Annotated in this window: 22 protein-coding genes and 4 pseudogenes; 19 read left to right on the top strand and 7 right to left on the bottom strand. The window is 57.2% G+C overall.

Annotated elements, in window-relative coordinates; translation table 11 throughout:
• Nucleotides 1-5 precede the first annotated feature (5 nt).
• From ACERIM_RS19245 to ACERIM_RS19225, 5 genes and pseudogenes are all read left to right on the top strand, one after another.
• Nucleotides 6-364 (top strand): annotated as a pseudogene (locus ACERIM_RS19245) (hypothetical protein).
• Nucleotides 365-456: 92 nt separating this feature from the next.
• Nucleotides 457-759, top strand: coding sequence for a hypothetical protein (locus ACERIM_RS19240; protein WP_006648266.1), 303 nt, complete (start codon nt 457-459; stop codon nt 757-759).
• A complete protein-coding gene (locus ACERIM_RS19235) occupies nt 760-1,272 on the top strand; it encodes a hypothetical protein (RefSeq protein ID WP_006648265.1) in 513 nt (170 codons plus the stop codon). It abuts the gene before it with no gap.
• 184 nt (nt 1,273-1,456) lie between these two features.
• Nucleotides 1,457-1,750, top strand: a complete 294-nt coding sequence (locus ACERIM_RS19230; protein WP_006648264.1) for a PadR family transcriptional regulator — start codon at nt 1,457-1,459, stop codon at nt 1,748-1,750.
• Between the two features lie 186 nt (nt 1,751-1,936).
• Nucleotides 1,937-2,209: a PadR family transcriptional regulator gene (locus tag ACERIM_RS19225; protein ID WP_006648263.1), complete on the top strand. Its 273-nt coding sequence runs from the start codon at nt 1,937-1,939 to the stop codon at nt 2,207-2,209.
• 151 nt (nt 2,210-2,360) lie between these two features.
• On the opposite strand, the gene ACERIM_RS19220 is transcribed toward ACERIM_RS19225, so the two are convergent.
• Complete coding sequence (locus ACERIM_RS19220; RefSeq protein ID WP_006648262.1) at nt 2,361-3,032, bottom strand: helix-turn-helix domain-containing protein; 672 nt, start codon at nt 3,030-3,032, stop codon at nt 2,361-2,363.
• 96 nt (nt 3,033-3,128) lie between these two features.
• Between ACERIM_RS19220 and ACERIM_RS19215 the strand changes: the two genes are divergently transcribed.
• The 6 genes from ACERIM_RS19215 to ACERIM_RS19190 all read left to right on the top strand — a co-directional run bounded on the left by ACERIM_RS19215 (nt 3,129) and on the right by ACERIM_RS19190 (nt 11,956).
• A complete protein-coding gene (locus ACERIM_RS19215; protein ID WP_006648261.1) occupies nt 3,129-4,643 on the top strand; it encodes an amidohydrolase family protein in 1,515 nt (504 codons plus the stop codon).
• 487 nt (nt 4,644-5,130) lie between these two features.
• The gene (locus ACERIM_RS19210) at nt 5,131-7,389 is read left to right on the top strand and encodes an AAA domain-containing protein (protein WP_373633816.1); all 2,259 of its coding nucleotides are present in this window, start codon (nt 5,131-5,133) and stop codon (nt 7,387-7,389) included.
• Nucleotides 7,390-7,430: 41 nt separating this feature from the next.
• Nucleotides 7,431-9,164, top strand: coding sequence for an ATP-binding protein (locus ACERIM_RS19205; protein WP_373633815.1), 1,734 nt, complete (start codon nt 7,431-7,433; stop codon nt 9,162-9,164).
• Between the two features lie 425 nt (nt 9,165-9,589).
• Complete coding sequence (locus ACERIM_RS19200; protein ID WP_373633814.1) at nt 9,590-10,861, top strand: RNA-guided endonuclease InsQ/TnpB family protein; 1,272 nt, start codon at nt 9,590-9,592, stop codon at nt 10,859-10,861.
• A gap of 172 nt (nt 10,862-11,033) precedes the next feature.
• Nucleotides 11,034-11,390, top strand: coding sequence for a lipase chaperone (locus ACERIM_RS19195; protein WP_049967131.1), 357 nt, complete (start codon nt 11,034-11,036; stop codon nt 11,388-11,390).
• Nucleotides 11,387-11,956 carry a hypothetical protein gene (locus ACERIM_RS19190; RefSeq protein WP_373633813.1) on the top strand — a complete coding sequence of 190 codons (570 nt, stop codon included), beginning with the start codon at nt 11,387-11,389 and terminating at the stop codon, nt 11,954-11,956. Before ACERIM_RS19195 ends, ACERIM_RS19190 begins: the two co-directional genes overlap by 4 nt.
• Nucleotides 11,957-11,958: 2 nt before the next feature.
• On the opposite strand, the gene ACERIM_RS19185 is transcribed toward ACERIM_RS19190, so the two are convergent.
• Nucleotides 11,959-12,219, bottom strand: coding sequence for a helix-turn-helix domain-containing protein (locus ACERIM_RS19185; protein ID WP_049967129.1), 261 nt, complete (start codon nt 12,217-12,219; stop codon nt 11,959-11,961).
• A gap of 356 nt (nt 12,220-12,575) precedes the next feature.
• Nucleotides 12,576-12,974: an IS200/IS605 family transposase gene (tnpA, locus tag ACERIM_RS19180; RefSeq protein ID WP_373633812.1), complete on the bottom strand. Its 399-nt coding sequence runs from the start codon at nt 12,972-12,974 to the stop codon at nt 12,576-12,578.
• Between the two features lie 53 nt (nt 12,975-13,027).
• On the opposite strand from tnpA, the gene ACERIM_RS19175 reads away from it, so the two are divergent.
• From ACERIM_RS19175 to ACERIM_RS19165, 3 genes and pseudogenes are all read left to right on the top strand, one after another.
• On the top strand, nt 13,028-13,183 hold the full coding sequence (locus ACERIM_RS19175) for a DUF2080 family transposase-associated protein (RefSeq protein ID WP_373633811.1): 156 nt from the start codon (nt 13,028-13,030) through the stop codon (nt 13,181-13,183).
• Nucleotides 13,180-14,457, top strand: a complete 1,278-nt coding sequence (locus ACERIM_RS19170) for an RNA-guided endonuclease TnpB family protein (RefSeq protein ID WP_373633810.1) — start codon at nt 13,180-13,182, stop codon at nt 14,455-14,457. Before ACERIM_RS19175 ends, ACERIM_RS19170 begins: the two co-directional genes overlap by 4 nt.
• Before the next feature lie 55 nt (nt 14,458-14,512).
• Nucleotides 14,513-14,617: pseudogene (locus tag ACERIM_RS19165) on the top strand (transcription initiation factor IIB family protein); the annotation flags it as partial.
• Here ACERIM_RS19165 and ACERIM_RS19160 read toward each other — a convergent pair.
• Nucleotides 14,614-15,102, bottom strand: a complete 489-nt coding sequence (locus tag ACERIM_RS19160) for a hypothetical protein (RefSeq protein ID WP_373633809.1) — start codon at nt 15,100-15,102, stop codon at nt 14,614-14,616. The pseudogene ACERIM_RS19165 and the gene ACERIM_RS19160 sit on opposite strands and share 4 nt — an antisense overlap.
• A gap of 17 nt (nt 15,103-15,119) precedes the next feature.
• A complete protein-coding gene (locus ACERIM_RS19155) occupies nt 15,120-15,671 on the bottom strand; it encodes a hypothetical protein (protein ID WP_232590440.1) in 552 nt (183 codons plus the stop codon).
• 135 nt (nt 15,672-15,806) lie between these two features.
• Between ACERIM_RS19155 and ACERIM_RS19150 the strand changes: the two are divergent.
• Nucleotides 15,807-16,013, top strand: a pseudogene (locus ACERIM_RS19150) (hypothetical protein); the annotation flags it as partial.
• A gap of 510 nt (nt 16,014-16,523) precedes the next feature.
• Here ACERIM_RS19150 and ACERIM_RS19145 read toward each other — a convergent pair.
• A pseudogene (locus tag ACERIM_RS19145) lies at nt 16,524-17,426 on the bottom strand (ATP-binding protein); the annotation flags it as partial.
• Between the two features lie 11 nt (nt 17,427-17,437).
• A complete protein-coding gene (locus ACERIM_RS19140) occupies nt 17,438-19,084 on the bottom strand; it encodes an MBL fold metallo-hydrolase (RefSeq protein WP_373633808.1) in 1,647 nt (548 codons plus the stop codon).
• A gap of 369 nt (nt 19,085-19,453) precedes the next feature.
• Between ACERIM_RS19140 and ACERIM_RS19135 the strand changes: the two genes are divergently transcribed.
• The 4 genes from ACERIM_RS19135 to ACERIM_RS19120 all read left to right on the top strand — a co-directional run bounded on the left by ACERIM_RS19135 (nt 19,454) and on the right by ACERIM_RS19120 (nt 22,402).
• Nucleotides 19,454-19,591 carry a hypothetical protein gene (locus tag ACERIM_RS19135; protein ID WP_007107484.1) on the top strand — a complete coding sequence of 46 codons (138 nt, stop codon included), beginning with the start codon at nt 19,454-19,456 and terminating at the stop codon, nt 19,589-19,591.
• Nucleotides 19,592-19,723: 132 nt separating this feature from the next.
• On the top strand, nt 19,724-20,545 hold the full coding sequence (locus tag ACERIM_RS19130) for an SWIM zinc finger domain-containing protein (protein WP_373633807.1): 822 nt from the start codon (nt 19,724-19,726) through the stop codon (nt 20,543-20,545).
• An 852-nt stretch (nt 20,546-21,397) separates the two neighbouring features.
• On the top strand, nt 21,398-21,952 hold the full coding sequence (locus tag ACERIM_RS19125) for a hypothetical protein (protein WP_084813278.1): 555 nt from the start codon (nt 21,398-21,400) through the stop codon (nt 21,950-21,952).
• Between the two features lie 6 nt (nt 21,953-21,958).
• A complete protein-coding gene (locus ACERIM_RS19120; protein WP_373633806.1) occupies nt 21,959-22,402 on the top strand; it encodes a hypothetical protein in 444 nt (147 codons plus the stop codon).
• Nucleotides 22,403-22,613 lie beyond the last annotated feature (211 nt).

Below are 22,613 nucleotides of genomic sequence, written 5' to 3'. Positions count from 1 at the left end.
GAACCGTGCTGTCGTCAACGGCGACACCGGGAAGTAGGAGTGATATCGGAGCAGGTAACACGAATACTTGGTGGCAGGACAAGCGAGTCTCCCACCCGATCTGTGACGACTTCCAGACGTGGCCGGATCCGGACAAGCGTGACCACCACGCTTGCGACGGGTGTGGAGTGGTCGTCGACACGATTGGTGTCGCCGGCGTTTCACGTCGGCTTCCAGCGGGACCTTCGGTCCCGCCTGGCTCACGCGGTTCCGCGTCGAACTCGGCCATCTCGAGGACTCGCTACAGCGGTGTGCAAGGTGTAGTCCCGGTGGGCCAGCCACCTACTGGACGCGCGACCTCGAGAAGCATATTGTATCTGACTGACGATCGGCCGACCGGTCGTCGACGTGAGAGGAACGTAGCTCACATTGTACACACAATAACTGCTAAGTGGACTGGCTCACAATGTACACATAATGAGTGGTGACAAGAAGCGCGTTCAGTTCCGGGCGCCCCACCGACTCATCGACCGGGCCGATGCGCTCGCAGACGTCCTCGGGGAAGACCGGACGGATGTCCTCGTGACTGCGCTGCGAGAGTACCTCCAAGAGGCGGCCCATGACGACGCGCTCACGCAGGAAATCGCAGCTGCCTACTACGACGACGAGATTTCCTTCGAGCAACTCAAAGCGCTCGTCGGTGCCGAAGAGGCGGCGAACCTCCGAGTGTTGAAACAGCAACTGGACGAAGACTTCATCGACGAGGTCGCCGACGCATAAATGTCGACGCTCATCGCTGACGCCTCTGCCCTCGTGAGTCTCGGAGCCGTTGCTGACGACGACCCCGATCCACTCGGGCTCTGTCTGTCCTGCTACGAGGTCATCGTCCCAACAGTGGTCATCGAGGAACTCCGAGAGATTGCTTCGTATGATGATGTACACGGTCGGGCTGCAACGACCGTCCTCGACCGAACTGAGATGCTCGAGGCACGATCGGTCGATCTCGACGCCGAATTTCCGCTTGATGACGGTGAAAACGCTGCTGTCACCCTCGCGAATGACCTCGACGCCACACTATTGCTCTGTGATGAGTTCAATCAACTCGGCCTGGTCCACGCCTCGCTCGCCGATACCCGGCTCGTCACGACGCCAACGCTGCTCTCAGTACTCGTTCGCACCGAACAGCTGTCAGCTGCCGATGCTCGTGCTATTCTCGACGAGATCAGCGGTGCCCGCAGCTGGGACGCAAACAGCTACGTGCAACGTGCCCGGTCACTGCTCGAGGAGCCCTGACACCGACGCTGTCGCCCATCGGTTCTCAGTCACCGCCCTGAATACCCGTCCGTACCTGAGCCTCTGTTCGGCGCAGACCCTGTGCAAGTCTGTCTCGCCGTTCCCACATCTTCAACATACGAGAAATTTCTAAGGTGTCACTTGCTCTCGGAACCTTCATCAGTCGATATACTTACATTCAGATATGTACGATCTCACTGCGTTCCAACGTGACATCTTGTACGTGATTGCTGGCCAGAGCAACCCACATGGGCTCGCGATCAAAGACGAACTCGAGGAGTACTACGAGAACGAGATCAACCACGGGCGACTGTATCCGAATCTCGACGACGTCGTCGACAAAGGGCTCGTCGAGAAAGGAGAGGCCGACAAACGAACGAACTACTACACGATTACAGCGCGTGGTCAACGCGAACTCGAGGCCCGGCGAGAGTGGGAAAATCAGTACGTCGGTGAGCTACTCTCGAGTACAGAGTGAGACGGCCCTGACCACTGAGCGTGCGCGCTAGATCTGATCTCCCGAGTACTCTATTACAACCATAGTTTCAGGATGGCGTGAATGGAACGAGAGTCAGCTAGTGGTATAAAGAATCGACTAGTTGGATTACCTTACACCTACGTACGTGTAGAATAACAAATATCATCTCGCCTGAATGGCTGGGCCATGGACGACCTTACAGGATTCCAACGAGACCTGCTGTACGTGATCGTGGGCGCTGACAAGCCATCTGGACAGGATGTTAAAGACGAGATCGAGCAGTACTACAGTTCAGAGATCAATCATGGTCGGCTATACCCGAATCTCGATACGGTCGTGAATAAGAAACTCGTCGAGAAAGGACAACTCGACAGGCGCACAAACTACTACGCAATTACAGACGAGGGAGAGCAAGCGATCGAGGATCGTTATGAGTGGGAATCCCAGTACATCGACTAATCGAAATCGGAAGCGATCTGGATTCTTGCTTTGCCCTCCCGAATCGGTAAGTACAGGGGATACACATACCAGTGCACAACTCAATCTAGTGCTTCATCAACGAGAAACCGATAGACCCCTATATAGAAAATCTGTCACAAGCGTCTAAAAGTCACGACTGAAGCTCTACGAGCGCCTTGATAAGTTTCACTTCCGCTTTCTGGAGGTGTTCACTGACCGTGTTGGCCGCGCACCCAAGCTCTTCGGCTAATTCTGCGTGAGTTGTCTCCCGGGGATGCTGATAGTACCCGTGTTCGAACGCGGTAAAAACCGCCTCACGCTGCCGATTGCTCAGCTCAAAAAATGGGTCCGTCCGTTGCGACGGACGTGACCCAATGTTCTCGATCGTCACGTCGATAGTCCGTGGTGCGGCGTCAACCGCGGTTTGCAGTGCCGAAGCGTCTCCCACCACCTCACCTCTTGTTTCGAAGTCGCTGTACACGACTGGAGACCTGACGAGCAACCCCGCTCGCGCCGTCAACACGAGAAACGTTCTAAAGAATGGGAGTGCGTCGGGATTCGCCGTGACCAACACGTACCCCGAACCACCGGTAGAAGTGGGTGCCGCGACATCCTCGATTCCATCGGTGCCACGCGCTGCATCAACGAACACACTCGTGTCACCGTCAACGTCGTACAGAACAGTTGCTAGGTCCTCTGCTGCAAGATTCCAGTCAACGAGCCGCAGTTGCGAGATCGCTGACGACTCCGTCACCGTGGCGTAAAATGACGGAAGGACTGTGGGAGCCAGCGTCGCTGAAACCTGAAGTCGAGTCAACGACATCGGCAGAGCGTACCTCTCGTTTCACCAGCTCTGTTTAAAAATCCCATGACAATACTCGGCAGAAGGCTCACCGGACGACCCCTCTTACCTCCAATTATGACGCCAGATGCCGCTGAGTTGGGAGACAACACTGAGGTTGCGGTCAACGACGCGGATCTCGTAGTACACGACGCAGTGGTTGTGACTGTAGACGAAGATAACAGAATCTACCGAAACGGCACGGTTGTAGTCGAAGACGGTGTCCTCACCGACGTGCGAACGACACGAGACGGTGACCGAGACTGTGACGCTGACCGTGTCATCGACGGCGAGGGTACCCTCGTGATGCCGGGACTCGTCAACGCACACACCCACCTGGAGCTGACGCCATTGATCGGCGCGTTCAGTGACCTCGACCTATTGGAGATGATGAGCGGGATGACCGCCATTTTCGGTCACATCGCTGACGGCGAATACGACTACCTTACCGACGCGGGATACGAACTCGCCGCACTCAACTTCCTCGCAGGCGGTGTCACGACCGTCAACTCGATGGACGTCCGTCCCAGCGGGGGCGCAGAGACGTTCGGCGAGGCTGGCCTCCGCGGATTCTTTGGGATGGCGCTCTCCGATCTCTTCTGGGACGTCCCGGTCGATAAGCAGTTCGAACGCGCCCGCGAGTTTATTGACCAGTACCACGGCGCGTACGACGGCCGCATCCGGGCAACGATCAATCCCCATGATGACTGGTCGTGTACACGAGCGCTGTGGGAGCGTACTGCCGCCCTCGCTGACGAATATCCTGATCTACTCGTTCACACGCATCTGCTCGAACTGGAGGCGAGTAATACGATGGCGCGGTCAAATGGTGCCGAGGACTCGCTCGACCTGCTTGACGACATCGGCCTCCTTGACGATCGGCTGGTGGCCGCTCACTTCCGGCTGGCCAACAACGAGGATATCCAGCGAACTGCTGACGCGAACGCGTCGGTTGCACACTGCCCGTCGATTTTCGCGTACTGGAACACGGACGGCGACGTGCAGTGGACGCCTGTGCCGGAGCTTCGGGACGCGAGTGTCGATGTTGGGCTGGGCATCGACGACCATTACTGGCACGACTCCTACAGCCTGTTCGGCGAAGCGCGGCAGGCCCGGCTCGCAGCTAATCTCAAACGGTCAACGGGGCAGTACCACTCGATGGAGCTGGTGCGGATGCTCACCATCGAAGGGGCAGCGGCACTCGGAATTGATGACGAGGTCGGGAGTCTCGAACCCGGGAAGTGCGCCGACGTCATTGTGCTCGACATCGAGAAGCCGAAGTTCATCCCCATGACCAACATCCCGGCACAGATCGTCAACAACGCGGTACCCGCCGACGTGAAGACAGTCATCGTGGACGGTGACGTGCTGATGCGAGACGGTGATGTGAAAACAATGGATGCCGACGCCGTGCGTGAGCAGGTCGAATCTGCGGTTGAGCGTTTCGAGTCGGAGACGGACTGGGAACTCGGGGTCGGCGGGAGTGTCCCGCCGAGTAAGTTGAATGTTGCCCACGACCTGCCGAAGCGCGGCCCCAGTCAGTTGCTCGGACGGCTCGCGTTCCAGTCGGCCAAGGATCAATTCCCATTCTGAGAGAGTTCATAGAACTGCCTCAGGAGAGGAGAGGCGCGTACCGGTGGCATTCGGCGGCCAGTGGTATCTAGATGCCGAAGATGTGATTCACCGCATCAGATTCTCCGATAGTCCGCTGGATTGCTAAGTACGCAGGTGTACATAGCAAACCACTGGATCTCTTTCCAGACGTTCTAGTACAGGGACGATACGGTCAATTCAAATAACGTGAAGGGAGCGGTGGCCCCTCAACCACTCCCTTGGCCCCAACCTTCTCAGAGGGGTTGCCACTATGTGATACTGTATTAAGCCTTAAAACGGCTATGCGACTGAGTGAAACCCCGCTATCTGTTCAATAAGCAGAGCCATTTGTCGGCCGATTCATCGAGAAGTAGAGGTAATTAACCTCATGAGAAGTGGTCTGTGACACACTCTATCAAAACTACTAGCCATGTGATGACTTCACTGAACGGGAAGATTTAGGACTCAGTGCTTCGTTCTGATCGACATGTCTCTCCTCTTCGAGAGTGCGATCGGCAAGTTCGACCTCTCGAGTGCTGCCCTCCATTCACCGGCAGACGAGACGTTCGAACCGGTGCGTGATGACCCCATTCCAATCGATGGGATCGTTGAATATGCGAGCTACCACGACCAACTCGTACATCCCGAGAAAGACGACTGGATTGTGGTTCCACTCCATGCGCGCAATAGCGCAGCACTCTCGGGCGAATATCTCGCCTTCACAGAACACGCACTCCATGGCGATGTTTTCATCTACGATGATGGCGGCGACTATGCTTTGGTCGATCAAGACACGTTTGCCGTCTCATCGCTAGCCAACCGGGTACGCTTCTGGCACTCCGATTACGCGCCTGACGATCCGCCGTCGTACTCCGACTCTCCCATTGCAGAGCGGGAACCACCGCGAAATCCGCTTTCTGACGACAACGACACGGACACCTTCTTTGACGAACTCGAGTCGTTTGTCCAAGCGGAGATGGATGCCCAACGTGATGAAAACCGAGCGAAAGCAGCCGCATCAACGCCCGAATCACTCCGTGCCGAGGGGTTCGGTGCGGTTCCATCGCTTGCATCCCTTGGTCAACCAGAAGATGGTGTCTACCGATTCAGAATCGATGACGGGCAAGTAGATCGGCAGCATGACACGTATCGAGTCGTCCAGAGCGAATTCCGGATCTTCGAAGGAAACGAAGTGCTCCTACACCCACCAAGTAAAGAACACTCACCAGACGTGTTCCCGATTCCAGCGACAGTCGATGCGATCGAGGGACTAACCGTCAGTCTCGCTATCGACTGGTATACGATCGAGAACCGGTCGGCTGTCGGTGCGTTCCTCCGCCAGAAGCGACGGGATTTTGCGCTCACTCAACTGTTAAATCCCGTTCCGTACGAGCGCGAACTTGCTGCGATTACGCGCGTTCGCGAGCGTGATGATCAACGCGCGCTCTTGACAGGCGACACAGCAGTCACCTTCGGGGACACGGCTGGTGTCAAGAGTAGTCAGCAAGATGTCGAACTGAATCAAGAACAGGAGCTTGCAGTGTCCTGTGCCCTCCTTGCTGATCACCTCTTCTGCATTCATGGACCACCAGGCACAGGCAAGACGCGAACGCTCGTCGAAGTCGTCAGACGGTCAGTCGAGGCTGGGGACGACGTCCTCGTCTGTGCCGATTCGAACCAAGCAGTCGACAATCTCGTTGCTGGCTCGAGTACAGCGACTGAGACCGACGACCGATCACTGCACGCCCATGCACAACACGGTGCCGGTGAGTTCGTACTCCGACGCGTGAACGCCAGCAGATCATCAAATGAAGTCGTTAGCACCCAGTATGCTACCTGCGACGGACTAGCCGATGTCGTCGCAGCGACGAACAGCAGCGCAGCGACCCTCGAGCGAGAGTTCGATGTGCTCGTCCTCGACGAGGCGACACAGGCGACATGCACCGCCTCGTGTATTCCACTTGCGCGAGCGGACAAAGTGATCCTCGCAGGCGATCACAAGCAATTGCCGCCATTCAGTGCAACCGAGGAGCCGCCAGAGTCTGCAGCCGGTCTCTCCCTGTTCGAACACCTCTACGCTGACGGCGGTATTTACGAGGGTGTCGGTATCCAGCTCCGAACGCAGTACCGGATGCATCGCGATATCGCCTGGTTTCCGAACAGCCGCTTCTACGACCGGGCCCTGCGGCAAGGGCGTGACGTTACCGCACTTGAGGACCGTCCGGCGTTCGTCAGCTATGATATCGGTGGGAGCGAGGAGACGATCGATCACTCCAAGCGCAACGACGCAGAGGTGCGACTCGTTGCCCATATCGTCGGCGAACTGCTCGCCGATGCAGATCTCAGCCCATCCGAAGTCGGCGTCATTACGCCATACACGGCCCAGGCTAACGCTATTCGAAAGAAGTTAGCGAGACATATTGATTCTGGAAGGGACATCTCGGTCGACACGATCGATTCCTTCCAAGGGAGCGAAAAAGTCGCAATCGTGATTTCGTTGGTTCGAAGTAACGCAGCGGGCGAGACAGGCTTCCTCGGGCGCCCCATTGACGGTCCTCGACGATTGAACGTCGCGATGACTCGTGCCCAACGGTTCTGTGCGATCGTCGGCGACTGGTACACGTTACGCTCATCCGCAGACGGCACTGACGAAGACGCTGGCCTGTACGGCGATCTCTACTCATTCCTCGAGAGCACCGGGAGACTACGTCAAGTCGAACCAGAGTTCATTCCTGTTCCCAAGTGACCGCACGGTTCGGTTTCTGTGGTGCCACATGGGTGGACACCATGACAGATCATCCGACGTTATCGGAGTTCACCACGAACGAAGCAACTGACTCGAGGCCGGCCAGTCAGCCATCGACTGATGAGACCGTGACGATGACCGCTGACGAGCGGGTCGCAACGTACCTCATCGAAGACCAAATGGCGGATCTCACAGACGCGATTCGCGAAGCTGTCCAAAACGGCATCGACAGTCCTGGGTCATCCCGTGTGCTGGTCAGCATCTCACCCGGGCGGTCGATCATCTTCGATGACGGTGCTGGTGTCGATCTCGAGTCGACCGAAGGGCGGCGCAACCTCTCAGTACTCGGCGCGGGAAGCAAGCAACGATCGGACGACGAGACAATCGGCGAGTGGGGAATCGGCAAGGGTGCGATCATCGCGAAAGGTGCCGTTCGAATCTGGAGTCACGACACCGCACTGTGTTTCGATTATCGCAATCGACGCGATTCGAGGCCGTGGGAAGACGTCAGCGGTCGTGACGGCCAGGTCGTGGACGCTGAGCATCATCTCGAGGGAATGCTCGTCGAGATCGATCACTACGAAGACGAAGTGCCGGACCCGGACAGCTACCACTGGCGACGCTACGTTCGCGATCTTCGCAAGCGCTTCGCGTACGTACAATCCCGGACAGGCGTCTCGGTCGTGATCAACGGCGAGCCGGTCGACAACGGCGACCCACTCGAGGCAGTGGCTGACTCGCCACACCCGTCGCTCACACGCGAAACTGAGGATGCGATCCTTGCACTCGAGTACACACCCCACGAGGGACTCGATATCTACAGCAATGGGCTGTACGTGACGACGAAACGCGAGTACGGACTCGGCGGAGTCGTCGTCTCGAAGGGGAACTTGACGCTGAATTTTGCGCGAAACGATATCCAGTCCGGCTGTGATCGATGGCAGCGGATCGATTACGCACTCGAGCAGGCACGTGACGACCTGTATGCGGATGTCTCGGACGATCGGCTGACTGCCGAGAGTCGAGAAGTGATGATCGAAGCGATGGCGTCCGAGTCATCGGACGAGCAGTGGGCCGATCGCAAGCTATTCCAGCTGGCAACGGAGTCCCGGATCAGCCTCGAGGAAATCCAGACGGCCCCGAAAATTGGGTGGGTCGACGGTGCCGAAAAAGGCGCGGACAAACTCGTCGAGCGTGGTTACGTCGTCCTCGATACGAGTGATGCGGCGACCCAGCGGCTTTGCGACCTCGCCACCGACGAGGACACATCGATAGTGGTGCCGGAGACGTTCGATGTTGGCGAACAAGCCGAGTCAGAAGGTGTCTGGACAGGCTATCATCGCATCGAGGATGAATCGCAGTTGAACGCTGATCAGCGGCGGTATCTTCGCTTCGCTCGAGTGCTCGCACGAGAGCTTGGGATTGAGCGAGATGTGTACTACGGCGAGGCGAGTGCCGATGCCTGGACTGACGGTAGGACGTACATCGTGATCACCGACTCAGCCATGACGAGCCGCCAGCGTGCAGTCTGGATGCATGATCTGTATCTCGTGATGTTACACGAGGCAGCCCACGAGACCTCGAGTCGGGATCGACCCTCACACGGGCATCACTTCGAGAGTTTGTATCGGTCGCTCGTTGAGGAACCAGGAAATCGAAGTTCGTTCGCTGAACTCGTCCAGCAGATCGTCGACGAAGGATTCGAGTCCGTGTTTGATGAGTATGAGGTAGATATCCAGCAGAGCGAAGGCGTCTCCTCTGGCCAATTTCGATAATGGGCGGCGAGGTGGAAGACCGACTCGAGTCGAGTGCAGTGGCTCGAGTTCGGCATAGTGCGTTGATCTATCGATACGCAGGATAGCTCTTCGAAGAGCCGTCAACACTGCTCTTCTGGGGATGTGATCCGAAGTTCGTTCTCGACTTCGTAGAAGTAGCCTCGTTCGAGGAGGCGAGTAAGTGCGTACTCGACGTCCCGTTGCTCGAGTGCCAACTCTACATCGGAAGTCAGCACGTTTCGATCACCAACTACGACGTGGAGACAATCCAGGAAGTACCGCGATCACGGTGTAAGAAGACTTCTATCCTAGAAGAGCGAGGGCGAGTACCCCGACCCACCGTGGTCGGGGGTGAAGCCCGACACTCGGCCAACCTATCAACCGTGTTCCATACCTTTACAAGACCGCAGTACGACGATTAGGGTATGCAGAAGTCGCTGACCAAAACACTCGTCTTCCAACTTCAACCCGACGAGGACGGTCAGCGACTTCTGGATGACGCCTTCCTTGAAGCCCGGCGCGTGTACAACGAAACGATCCGGCGAGCGAAGAACGGTGAGGACTGGGATGAGATTCGGCAGGACTTGGAGTCTGACGCTGCCCTCGTGAACAACACCGCTCAGCTCGTCGTACAGAAATCGCTGGAAGCGATGGAGAATTACTACGAGTACGACGACTATAACCAACCCAGCCACACCAAAGGCGGTGCGTACCCGCTCCGGTCGAACTACGAGGAAGGCTACAACCTGTTCCTCGAAGACGACTGCATCCGCTATCGGGTCAGTGCGAAACCGTACAACCCGGTGAAGGGGACACTCAGTGGCTCGCTCGACTCTCTTGAACAACTTCGCCAAGCTATCCAATCCGATGAGTGGCGTGTTGGAACGGCGGAAGCGATACAGCGGAATGGGAACTACGAACTCCACATCAACACCACCCACACCGAAACCGAAGTCCAAGACAAAGCGGAGTCACGAACAGTGGTTAGTGTGGATATTAACGAGGACTGCGTTGCTCTCGCTGCCCTCCACGAGAACGACATTGGTGACTCGGTGGTCATCGACTTCCCTGAAATCAAGAAAGAACGGCATCGGTACTTCACGATGCGAAAGCGGATGCAGAACGCTGGGAAGTCGTCATTTGACCGGGCGTTCGAGCAGAGGGAGGAACGGTTCGTTCACGACCAGCTCCACAAAGTCTCTCGACGAGTCGTGGAGTGGGTGTCACGGTTTGAGACCCCCGTCATCGTCTTTGAAGACCTCAAAGAGATGCGGGACTCGATTGACTATGGTACCCGGATGAACCGTCGCCTCCACTCACTTCCGTTCCGCAAACTTCGGGAGTTCATCACGTACAAAGCCGCGTTCCAAGGCATCCCGAGCGAGGAGATTAACCCTGAATACACGAGTCAGGCGTGTTCACTTACAACGTGCGAGCATACGACTCGTGCAAACCGGAACAAGAAGCGATTCAAGTGTGTAGAGTGTGGCCGCCAAGACCATGCTGACCGGAACGCGGCCATCAACATCGCCAAGAAAGAATTGGAGAAACTGGATAGGAATGTGCCTGCTCTCAAGACACTTCCCACTGTGCAGAAGTTGCGACGGCAGGCATCGGGCTGTGTGGACCAGCCGACCGTGACCCACGACACCGCCAGAGGTCATCATGCCGATGGTGTCGCGGGTGTGTCAGACTAATCCACGGGAAGCCACGGGCCACCGCGCCCGTGGCGGTTCACTTCGGGGCGCTGAACTCGCCGGTGTAGCAATCGCTCTTACTGGGGGGCTTTCTCCTCGATTCTCCGTAATGTGCAAGCTCTGTGCATACGCCGAAACCGTTATCCGTCTATGTGCAAAACTTGCACACACAATGAGCGCAAGCGACGATCCGCGGCGGGTTCACTTCCAGTCGCCGGAGTATCTCGTCGACCGGCTCGATGCCATCGCCGATCTCTTCGACAAAGACCGGACGGATCTCCTCGTCGATGCCATCCGAGAGTACATCGAAGACACTGCCGACAGCGAGACGTTCCAGGAATTAGTTGCGACGAAGTACTACAACGACCAACTCGAGTTCGAGACGGTGAAGCAACTGGTGGGCGCCGAGACCGCCCAGCGACTCCGCCTCCTCAAAGCGGATCTCGAGGACGAACCACTCGATCTCGCTGCCCCCGATGACGTCGACGTCTACGAAGGGGATGTGACGACGGTCGATGACGATCGATGAGCGGTCCACGACTGCGAACAGTCGTCGCCGACACGAGTGCGCTCGTCAGTCTCGCGGTGCCCCGTGCGGATGCAGCCATCGGTACCGATGTTCCCGACCCGTTCCAATACCTGCTCACCTCCTGTGATGTGGTCGTCTCTCCGGAAGTCGTCGCAGAACTCCGCGACATCACGCAGTATCAGGACATCCACGCCGCAGCCGCGAGTAACGTCCTTGCGGCCCGTGGCCACTACACGGTCGAAGATCCGTATGCGCGCGAGGATACCCCGGACGCCCGACCGACGTTCGGCCTCGATGACGGCGAAACTGATGGCATCGTCCTCGCGAACGCACTCGACGTCGACGGCTTTCTCACCGACGAATTTGGCGGCACGAACTTCCCACTGATTCACGCTGTACTCCAGGGGCCGCGTATCGTCCCGACACCGCGACTTATCTGTGACTACGCCCGGAACGGCCATCTGACCCACGAGGAGGCACGAACGCTACTTAGCGTGATCAGCCCCCACCGGAGTTGGGACAACAGCCCGTACGTCGCCCAGTTAGTCGCACTTCTGGAAGAGTAGGTTCAGTCAGCTTCGAGGTCACGAGCGTCAAGTTCGCCAGTGAGATACTGCTCACCCTGACGAGTGATATCGTAGACGCCGTTGCCGAGGTGGACGAGGAGTCCGTATTCGACCAGCGTCTTGCAGCGGGCATTGATGTGTTGGCGGGAGAAACGAACCCGATCGCTGTCCGCCATTTCCTTTGGGGTATCGGGGCCGGCTTCAGCGAGATGCTCGAGAATGCGGTCATCAGCGCGAGACATCCAGTCGGCGTCAAAGCGCATATTCTATCTGCTTGCGCTGCGATCATCCTATACTCGAAAAGTCAACTCTAAGAGCGATGCGCTTCTATAGTTGACTTCGAACCTTTTAACAGCCTGTAATCAGAAGTATTAGCCAGTTACTGAGTTCCGCTCCAACTGGGCACGGCCCCTCGATTGATCTCGTTGTCGAACTCGTCGAGACGCTCGAAGCGGCTGGCCTTGATCGTGACGAGTACCGACTCTACGATTCCGTCGATGTTGAGGCGCTCGAGCAGTTGCTCACCGGTTCAAATTGCGGTGACGTCAACTGGTGTCGATGTTCTACAGAGAAAGCAAGGCGAGTGCCTCGGGGCTTGACCCGAGGGTGAAGCCGACACTTAGACGTGTTCTGTTCGTTCGATGTACCGTTCAATCGTCTCCGTTGAGACGGTTCCCGCAGTCCCGAGGTAGTACGAACGTTCCCAGAACCCACCGCCCCACAGATACTCCTCCAAGAAAGACTCGTGTTGTTCCCACATCTCTCGCGTCGTGACGCTCTTGACTGTCCGAACAATCTCGCTCGGTGCGTGCTTCGGGTGAGCGGAGAGGAACAGATGCACGTGGTCTGGTGAGATGTGCAACGACAATATTTCGTAGCCGTACTCGTCGCACACGTCGCGGAAACTTGCTTCCAACGAGTCCTCAATTGGTTTGAGTATCGAGTGGCGATACTTCGGACACCACACGAAGTGGTAGCTGACGTTGTACACCGTATGATCCGACCGCTTCTCGCCCATATCGAACACACTCCATCGACACACCTAAGTATATCCAAAGGATATACGAAGACATGGTGAATCGCTTTGAAATCGACGGCGAGGAAGTTCTTGACGGCGAAGTCAAACCGTTCGGGAACAGCGCCCACGTCACCGTCCCCAAACGTTGGCGTGGCGCGGACGTGAAGGTCGTCCGAACCTCAGAACCCACCGAAGAAGACGAAGAATGACTGGCTCACAGGCTCTTGTCAAGACTCTGGACTTCCAACTCGATATCCAGAGTGACAACGAGGGCCTGCTGTACGACGCCACACTCGAAGCCCGCCGAGTGTACAACGAAACCATCCGCTTCGCCAAAGAAGGCGTGGACTGGAACTCGATTTCGCCTCGCCTTGAAGACGATGCCAACCTCGTGAAGAACACGACCCAACGTATCGTCGCCAAGGCACTCGGGGCGATGGAGAACTACTACGAGTACGACGACTTCGGCAAACCCAGCCACACCAAGGACAGCACATACCCGCTCCGGGCGAACTTCACGGAGGGATACAATCTATCGCTCACCGATGAAGGCGATGTGGCGTTCCGAATCAGCGCGAAACCATACAACCACGTCAAGGGCGTCCTTGACGGAAGTGATGCCCACCTCGACCACCTCAAGACCGCGCTCAAGAGCGACGGGTGGAAGGTCACAACGTCCGAGACGTTGTGGTGTGACGGTGAGCCGGAACTCCATGTTAACATCCGCAATAACGAACGCACCGTCCGAGACAAGCAGGACTCACGGACGGTCGTCGGCATGGACGTGAACGAGGATAACGTGGCTCTCACCGCACTCTCAGAGGATGGCGTTGAAGACACGCTGGTTATCGCCTTCCCCGAAATCAAGTTCGAGCGCCACCGCTACTTCACGATGCGGAAGCGCGTGCAGAACGCGGGGAAGAGCAGCATCCACGACACGCTGGAAGGGCGTGAGGAACGGTTCGTCCGCGACCGACTCCACAAAGTGAGCCATCATATCGTGGAGTGGAGTCAGCAGTTTGAGAAGCCGTGCATCGTCTTTGAAGACCTCAAAGAGATGCGCGACAGTATCGACTACGGCACGCGGATGAACCGACGCTTGCACTACCTCCCGTTCCGCGCTCTCCAGTTCTATACGTCGTACAAGGCTGCGTTCGAGGGAATCCCCTCGGAATCGATTGACCCGTACAAGACGAGCCAACGGTGCCCGTTGTGTGGGCACGCTGAACGGGCGAATCGGCGGAAGAAGCGATTCAAGTGCAAGTCTTGTGATCATCAAGACCACAGCGACCGTAGTGCAAGCGTCAATATCGCCGTGAAAGGCATCGAGAAGTATATGGATTGGAATGTGCCTGCTCTCAACAGCCTTCCCGTTGTTCGGAAGGTGCGACGGCAGGCATCGGGGCTTGTGGACAGCCCGACCGTGACCCACCCGACCGTTCGAGGCTACCCTGCCGATGGTCAGGTGGAAGTATCTGATTAAACCACGGGAAGAAGCCTCGGGGCTTGACCCCGAGGCGGTTCACAAAGCGGGATAGGAACAGGGTAAGTGGCTGACCCAAAGCGACGTCGCGGAGATCGGGAACGTCACGCTAACGACTGTCCGGACGCATCACGAAACGCTCGATCAACTCGCAGTCTAGACAGGCCAAGTAGGAAGCGACGGCGTCCCGTTCTCCCAGCGAATCGCCTCTACCGCCGCCGGGAACTGTTGGAGTCGGTCATCGAGGACAGCGAGCGGGTGCGCATCGAGAAACGATGCGCGATGTCGATCAACCGGCGTGTCGTCGTGATTGAGTTGGATGTGACAGGGGCCAAGGTCCGGATGGTCGGCGTCCTGGTGGAAGCCGAGCATCAGATTTCGGTCCGGTTCGACCCAGTTGATGCGGTAGTATTCGTGGTCGACGCCGGCGGGGTACCAGAAGCGAATCTCGAGTCGTGCTGTCGCTGCGTCGTAAGAGTCACTCAGGAACGTCGTCGGATCGACATCCGCGATGACGTACCGGGGTCGGCGTCGAGATGGGCGATAGCGGATCTCTCCACACCCTGGCTGGTCCGTCAATCGGTCGTGAACGTCGCGAAGGAGGGTCCGCTGTGTATAGCGGTCTCGATCGGCGAGAAAGATCATTCTGTGAGAGAGGAGGATTAGCTCGTGGCGCGGTCGGCCACGTCGGTCATCTGCTCGCGGGCGGCTTCGACGTCGGAGTAGAGTTCCAGTGCGTGCTTGATGAGGCGGCGATCCTCCTCGTTCTCACGCCAGAACGCGATAACGTCGCGGCGCTCGCGAAGCTCGGCACTTGCGAGGTCACCGTCGGCGAGCGACTGTTCGAGCTCCTCCCACGTCTCGACGTCGTAGGTCGCCTGCCACTCCTCGATTTCCTCGGTGATCGCGGCCAATTCGCTCCGCAGCTCCTCGCGCGTGTTTTCCTCGATTAGCGTCCGGATCTCCTCGAAGAGCAGTCGCGTGTAGTCCGGCTGGTAGCGCGTCGTCTCACCGGCCTCAACGCGGCGCAGCTGGCCCTGGTCGACGAGATCCTGGAGTTCCTCGTTAGTCGTGCTCCAGGCGGCGTCGGCCTGCTCGCTGATCCAGTTGACCGACCGCGGTTCGCGAAGCGTCTCGGCGACTGCTCGAATACGGTCACGGGCGCTCATCGACTCACTCCACGACTGGACCCCATCTCGCGAGGATTCGGACATGCTTGGCACCTCTTACGACAGTGTTGGCGCTGCACCCCCATATATGTTTGTACTCTCTCGCATAATTAAGAGGCTATTGCAAAGAGAGGGCCCGGACGTTGAAATACGATACCGACAGAAGCAATGAGCCAACCGATGCACGACCGATATTCTGACTTTGCAGAACTTCGGCCGACCGGCGAGGCGTCCCACGTTCCGGACACGAGGCTGGACGGCGGGTGTGAAAGTGACCCCCGGCGGCAACGCGTCGCGACGAGTTCTGGTGGCTACCCCGATGCGCCGACGGTAACCGATGGCGAGTGCCGGTCCTGCGGGGAGTCAGTCCCAGATGGCCAGACGAAGTGACGGTTCTGTCTCTCTATAGTCAGTATCACGATTTCTTCATTCAGAAATGCCTGAAACTGTGACGAGCAATTCAGTAGCTACATCTGAGGGTGTCATAGAAGACTTCCCAAACCAAACAGGAATCGCTCAGTACAGGTGGTGTGGTTACCAGTCAACGGAAAATATTTGAGATTTCTGACATAATTGGATGTAAATGAATAATAGATTTCTTGGCGCGATGATTTGTGGACTCTCGATGGCACTCTTAACCCCCGTCTTTTCAGGAGACGTGTTCGTAGGAGTTTCCGTTCCAGTGTTGTTACAGTCGATTGGTGGCATACTGGCTATCGTCGGTGGGTGCCTTCTCCTTCGAGATGCATTTCGGCAACCGAGCAAAGCTACTTGAGACATTTATTTGTATTCTGACTACTCATTAGCGTTCACTTCTCAAGCAGCCTCTCGCGGATGATTCAGATGGATCCGTGGAATAAATACTGTGGCAAGAGTTCTATGACACCCTACACAACGTCAGCTCTGGTTGTACTCAGTGGTGACTAAGTCAGACGGGTCGAAAAGACGGACATCATCTCGAGTTTCGGTGGCGTGTTCGAGATCATCAGTATATCCTGACCGGCTGAACAGCACGTACAGCGGCTCTCCACCGGTGGGTCGCTTTGACCATCGTACTTCGTCCGCTGTCCGTTCGAGATCGGACAAGATGCCCTCACTGACGGGGTTGGAGGTGAACTTACACTCCCCAGCGACAAGCCTGTCCTCTGTCAGACCGAGAACATCCAGTTCGTGTTCCTTGAACCACCACTGTCCGATGTCCCGGAACTGTCGATCAACGAGAGTTGGGAGTACTCGCTGGCAGAGCCGTTCGAACAACGGACTCACGTAATCCGCGAGTTCTGGCGCGACAAGTTCTTCATACGCATTCTCGCCGAGCATCCGAAGCTGATCCTGATTGCCGTAGACGAATCGGAACCAGAACCGGAACAGCGGAGCAGCGATCCGATACCGGCCGCGTTTCGACGAGGTCGGCGATTCAGTCACGGGAATGTGGCGCTCGATAAGACGAAGACGGCGAAGCTTTTGTAAGTACGTACTGAGTGAGGTCGACTCGACGCCGGCCATACCTGCAATTTCGTTTGGCGTCCGGCGGCCGTGAGCGAGTGCGCGGAGGATACTGAAGTACGTGTTCGGCTGGCGGAGTTCGGTTCGCAGCAGGAACTCTGGCTCGGAGTACAAAAGTCCACGTTCCGAGAGGATCGACTGCTGAACGTTCTTCCCTACCTCCTGGTCAGGGTCGATTGTCTGGAGATAGTACGGTGTCCCGCCATAGATCGACCACGCAGCGATAGCGGTTTCAGGGTCGTATTCCGGGAAGAACTGGCGTGCGTTAGCGACAGAGAGTGGTTTGAGGTCTATGTGGTTCCGTCCTAGTCGTCGCTCGGCTCTGTTTTGATCGTTACGTCAACCACGTCACCAGCTTCGACATTAGCTTGCTCTAGGAGTTCCAAGACCTGTGTGTCCGCACCATCGCTCAACACGCGGGCTGAAACCGTTTCCTCGGACTGTTCGAGTGTCGTTTCAATCGCCTCGAGACGAGCGAGAACGTCTGCTTCGAACGATCGATCGGTCTGTCGGTCATCCGTATCGCGTGCAACTGCTTTCGAACCGTCGTTCCCAGGATCGGAACCGGCATACGGATCCTCGATGGGCCGTGAAAACGTCTCTTCGAGGGCATCGAGATCGACACCTTCCGCTTCGAGATCGACCGATCTCTGTCGACAGCGGGGCAGTGAGACATCGGTCTCGAGTGGCTGCTCTTGGAGAACGTCCCACTGTCGACTTTGAATTCGGCTTGCAGTCGAGTCGGTAATCCAGTCGGGAACCTGCCACTCGCCGTTCTCGTAGAGGCAGTGGACCCCTGTATCGTTCGTTCCCCAGGTAAAGCAGTGGTCGAAGCGCCGCTGGAATTCCTTGAGCGTGCTACCGTTTGCGTGCTTGATGACGACCTCTTTCGGCGCGATGTCGTGAACGATGTTGGAGATCGTCTCGCTACTGGGATGGTTCGGCAGTGGAAACGCCTGTGTGGTACAGCGGGTGTCTGACGGGTCGACCTCGTCTTCCATCGTCAATTGAACGAACGCAGCAGCAGGATCGTCGCCGATCGCTTGCAGGAGTCGCTGTGTACTGCCGGTCGTCGGCGTCTCCGGTCCTGCAATCGTGATCCCGCCATCTGCCAGGACCTCGTTCGGCCGGTCGAAGACTGCTGTCGGTTCGACCCCAGACACATCGTATTCGAGGCTGTCGTAGAGTTTCGCAGCCTGACCGACGAGCGTGATCGGAACCTCGCGCTCGAGTACTTCCGTACAGTGACCAAGCAGTGTCGCGTAGTGAACGCCAGTCAATGAACTTGCCGCGACGACCACTCGTGAACCAGCATACGCGTGTTCGAGGGTCAACTGAAGGGACTCGTTCAGCGACGTCGTGTAGGAATCGTTGCTCGCGACGTTGAGCAGGAGGCAGTCGATATCGAACGGGTACGATGTTGCCAGCCCCGGGAATCCCGCACACGGTCGCGTCGTGAAGTCGCCCGAGATGAGAATGTGCTGCTCGCCATGTAAGGGGTCGTCAGTCGCAGTCTCGTCATGAAACCGGATCAGGAACCCTGCCCCACCGGGCGTGTGGCCAGCGGCAATCGGTCGGACCTCGAGTCCGTTAAGGATCGACGTCCATTCGTTGATCGGTTCGAGCGCGTCGAGAGCAGTGGAGACATCCCCGAGGTCGTTGTCCTGTGTGGCCTCCGGCAGGGCCTGCTCGAGGATCGCGGCAGTCGTGTCTGCGGTATAGATCGGGGCACTGTGTCGGACGTTCGTCGCGAGCGTGCGATAGTGATCGATATGTGGGTGTGTGAGTAAGATCGCAGTCAGATATTCATCGTCTGCGAGTAGTGTGTCGAGATTGACGCCATCTCCCGCGTCGACGAGAATACAGGCACGCGTGCCATCCGCGGCTGTAAATCGCAGTAGCGTCGATTCGTTGCCGCTGTTAATGTTCGCATGTTGGTATGTGACACGCATGCGTTTTATCTACTTTATCGCAGGCCTGTATAAAGGAAGGGGATCTTCTTCCAAAAGTGTCACTACCCTGCGACAGCGGTGGGCTCGTTGTCGACGCCCTCGCGGCGTCGCCGGCGTTTCACGCCGGCTTCCAGCGGGACCGACGGTCCCGCCCGTTTCACGCGCTTCCGCGTCGAACTCGGCCATCTCGAAGTATCTACGAGCGCATACAGAGCCGCTCGCCCCGGAGTACGAGGCAACCATCAACCTGTGGCTGTCACGCATCGAAGGCACAGATCAGCTCCCCAGAGATCCCAAGCACGACACAGGCAACGATGAACAACACGAACCGAACGATTATGTCCACGAATCCCATAGTGGGAAGTAAGTATGGCCGCCGAAAGTGACCAGCCCGAAATCCCCGATGAGATGTCCCCCGAGGAGGCGCGGCAGTATCTCATTCGGTTCCTCGGCCGGCAGGACCTCGACGAGCATGAGGAAATCTACGACGAACTCGCGACCGAGTAGGACTCCCTCCAAGCTGCGGGTTCTCCGTAGTACTGCAACAGTACCGTGGCTTCTCGCAGAGCGAGACCGTTCCAATCCGGAGCGAAAGCGAGATCGACGTATCGGTTTTCCCGTTCGCACTGGAACACGCACATGGACGTAACCGAGGACACGGTTCGAGATGTCTGCACGGACGCGGTCTTCGAACGTGGCGAACGATATCTTACTGAGGGCCGTATCCACGAAATGCACCGCGTCGACACCACCGTAACCGCCGTCGTGAGCGGCAGCCGTCAGTACGATGTTCGTGTTGACCTCGCCACCGACGGGTTTGCCCCGTGGTGTGATTGTCCGTACGACGGGCCGGGAGCGTGCAAGCACGTCGTCGCCGTGTTGCTTCGGTGTGTTGACGACCCACCGCCAGACGAAGGCGATCAGCTCGACGCCGCACTCGATGGCGTCGACGCCGACGAACTCCGCGCGTTCCTGCGTGACGAACTCGCGACCGATGCGGATCTCCGCGCCCGGTTTCTCGCCCGAGTCGGCGAGCCGACGAGACAGTCGGCTGACGAGCTTCGTGCCTCGATCGACCGGCGGTTCGAAGAGACAAACCCTGAGTACCACGTTGTCTTCGAGCCCATCGACTTCACGCAGTGGTTCGATCTCGCGAACGAGTACCGCGAGCAGGGGCAGTACGCGTCAGCGGCGACCGTCTACCGGGCACTCGTCGAGTCGCTCGACGACAACATGGAGCGCGTCGACGGCGCGTACGACCACTTCTCGAGTGCGTTCAGTCGGGCACTCGACGGGTACGTCGACTGTGTCGCGGCCGCGGAGCGCGATGCTGATGCTGTCACTGACGCCATCGGGTTCCTCAATGAGCAGGCGACATCGGGAACGCCGTTCCTCGCGGAACACTTCGAGAAGGCTGCGGTCGAACTCCGGGAGAAGATGAACGAGCAACCCGGCAAGTAGCTGTGTCGCCCTCGATGACGCCCGCAAGTTCGAAAGCCACGAGAATTAGTTTGTGTCGCAGTTAGTCACATTATCCGCTGTTCGCGAGCGGCTTCGACGTCGGAGTAGAGCGCCAACATGTGCTTGATGAGCCGGCGATCTTCCAGAGTCTCCTCCCACGTCTCGACGTCATAGATGACGATCACGTCGTCTTCGCGTACGAGTTCTCAAAGTCTGTCCTGTGTCACGTGCAGCGAACCTCGGACTGGCTGGTCCGGGTCGACCGGGCTGATGGGACGATCCTCTTCAGCCAGCCAGTAGAGGCGAGACGGCATTTCCGGAGTTGTTTGTCAAACCCCCGAGAGGGATGCGGGGCGATCAAACTGCCCCGAGATAGCGAATGACTTCTGAGCGACAGCACCCACGAAACCGTGGTATCGATCGTCGAACGTCTGGGGAGTCAAACGAACTCAGTACATTGCCGCCGAGACGACCGGCCAGCTCTTCAGGAAGTGTCATTACGACGAACGGCTCTGCTGGCACGAACAGACGATGTCTCGGCAGGACGTACGTGATGAACTAATCAATCGCCTCGCATGACCCGTGTCACTGGCGACGAATCAGAGTCATCCCCATCCTGTTGAGGGACCAGATACGTTCCAGGTGGAGCAAACGTGGCAACTGAGAACAGATCGATGGACCAGCAAGAGGTAATCTCCAGCCCTTAGTACTCGAGCCTGCTGTTGAATATCGATCACTGGCTCCAGTACGCATTACCTAGTACTTTCCACTCGACCGCGCCCCCAGCATCAGGGTACAAAATAATTCAGACAGACACTAAACTATTAGTTCATAGGAGTCATAAAGCGAGTAATGAGCGACCGATCACAGGTGTGGCCAGAAGAGATGGATAGTGCAGATCGTGTCAGGCATGTCGCCTTGACGCGAACGACACCACGGAATGCTGGCTGGATCGCCGAAGAGGCGGATGTCTCGAGAGATACGGCTGTTAAATACCTTGATCGAATGGCTGATCAAGGAGATCTCGAGGCCATTGAAACAGCTGACGGCACATGCTACAAGCCCGATGAGATTACGCAATTCCTCCGTGAAGTTCGGTCCCTTGCTGAAGAGCAGTCAGTCGACGAACTCACCAATGAACTGCGTGCGATTGGTGAGGAAATCGACTCGTGGAAGTCAACGTACAATGTTGAATCTCTCGAAAAACTTCGACAGAGCATTGGACGTGAGGATCTGTCGGCTGACGATCGACGCGAGCGCCTCGAAGTGATCGAAGAATGGGAATACAACATTCAGGTGCGTGAAGCACTTCAGCTTGCGATCAGCCTTCAGAGTTCGCTAACGCGACTCGATGCAGACCCGCGTCTCGCAAATCGTGGTTCAGACACGCTTCCCCAAGAGGGCTAGGGAAAGATGGTACTCTTTCTTGCTGGTGGCCGAGGATTCACTCGGCGCGAAGGACTTCGTCGCCTCAAAGAACGACTGGAAAAAGAACCGGGGTTTTTCGATGTTCGGTATCGACCATCTCGACTCCGTCCTCGATCTGTCGTTGCTGATGTCAAGACTGAGATATTCTTAGGCGAAGAATTTCCACGGCAACAGGCCACCTTCGAGGTCACATGGCGGCCACGTACCGACATCGATGTTCAGCGTGTTCAGTGGGCTGATGACGTAGTCAGCCTGGGGTGGCACAAAGACGATGATCATGAAGAACTTGGGACAACCCATTTCCAGATCGAGACCGATGAGGAATTAACCCACGAACCAGGGTATCTCGAAGCAGAAGCGCCGCTAAGCTTTCTGGAAACCTGTCTTCAGCGACTTCCTCTAAAACTCGAGGAAACGATTCCAGAGTAAACTTGGTTACTCCCACTTGAATGGGTTCTTAATATCTGTATGCACCTTCAGCTTCTGATATGGTCCCCCTGACTGTGCTTCCAGCAGCGAGTTTCGCGGTGCCGTGAGGCATGAGGCGCGCTTAACGGTGTGCCCCGATGTGGTTTCCAGTGACATCCTCGCCCGTCCTAAAGGACGGGGCTTCCTACAAGAGAAGCCTCGTCGTCGGAGA

It is taken from the genome of Natrinema sp. H-ect1, assembly GCF_041821105.1.
GTDB classification, from domain to species: Archaea; Halobacteriota; Halobacteria; order Halobacteriales; family Natrialbaceae; genus Natrinema; species Natrinema thermotolerans.
This window is presented reverse-complemented; position numbering and strand designations above follow the sequence as displayed.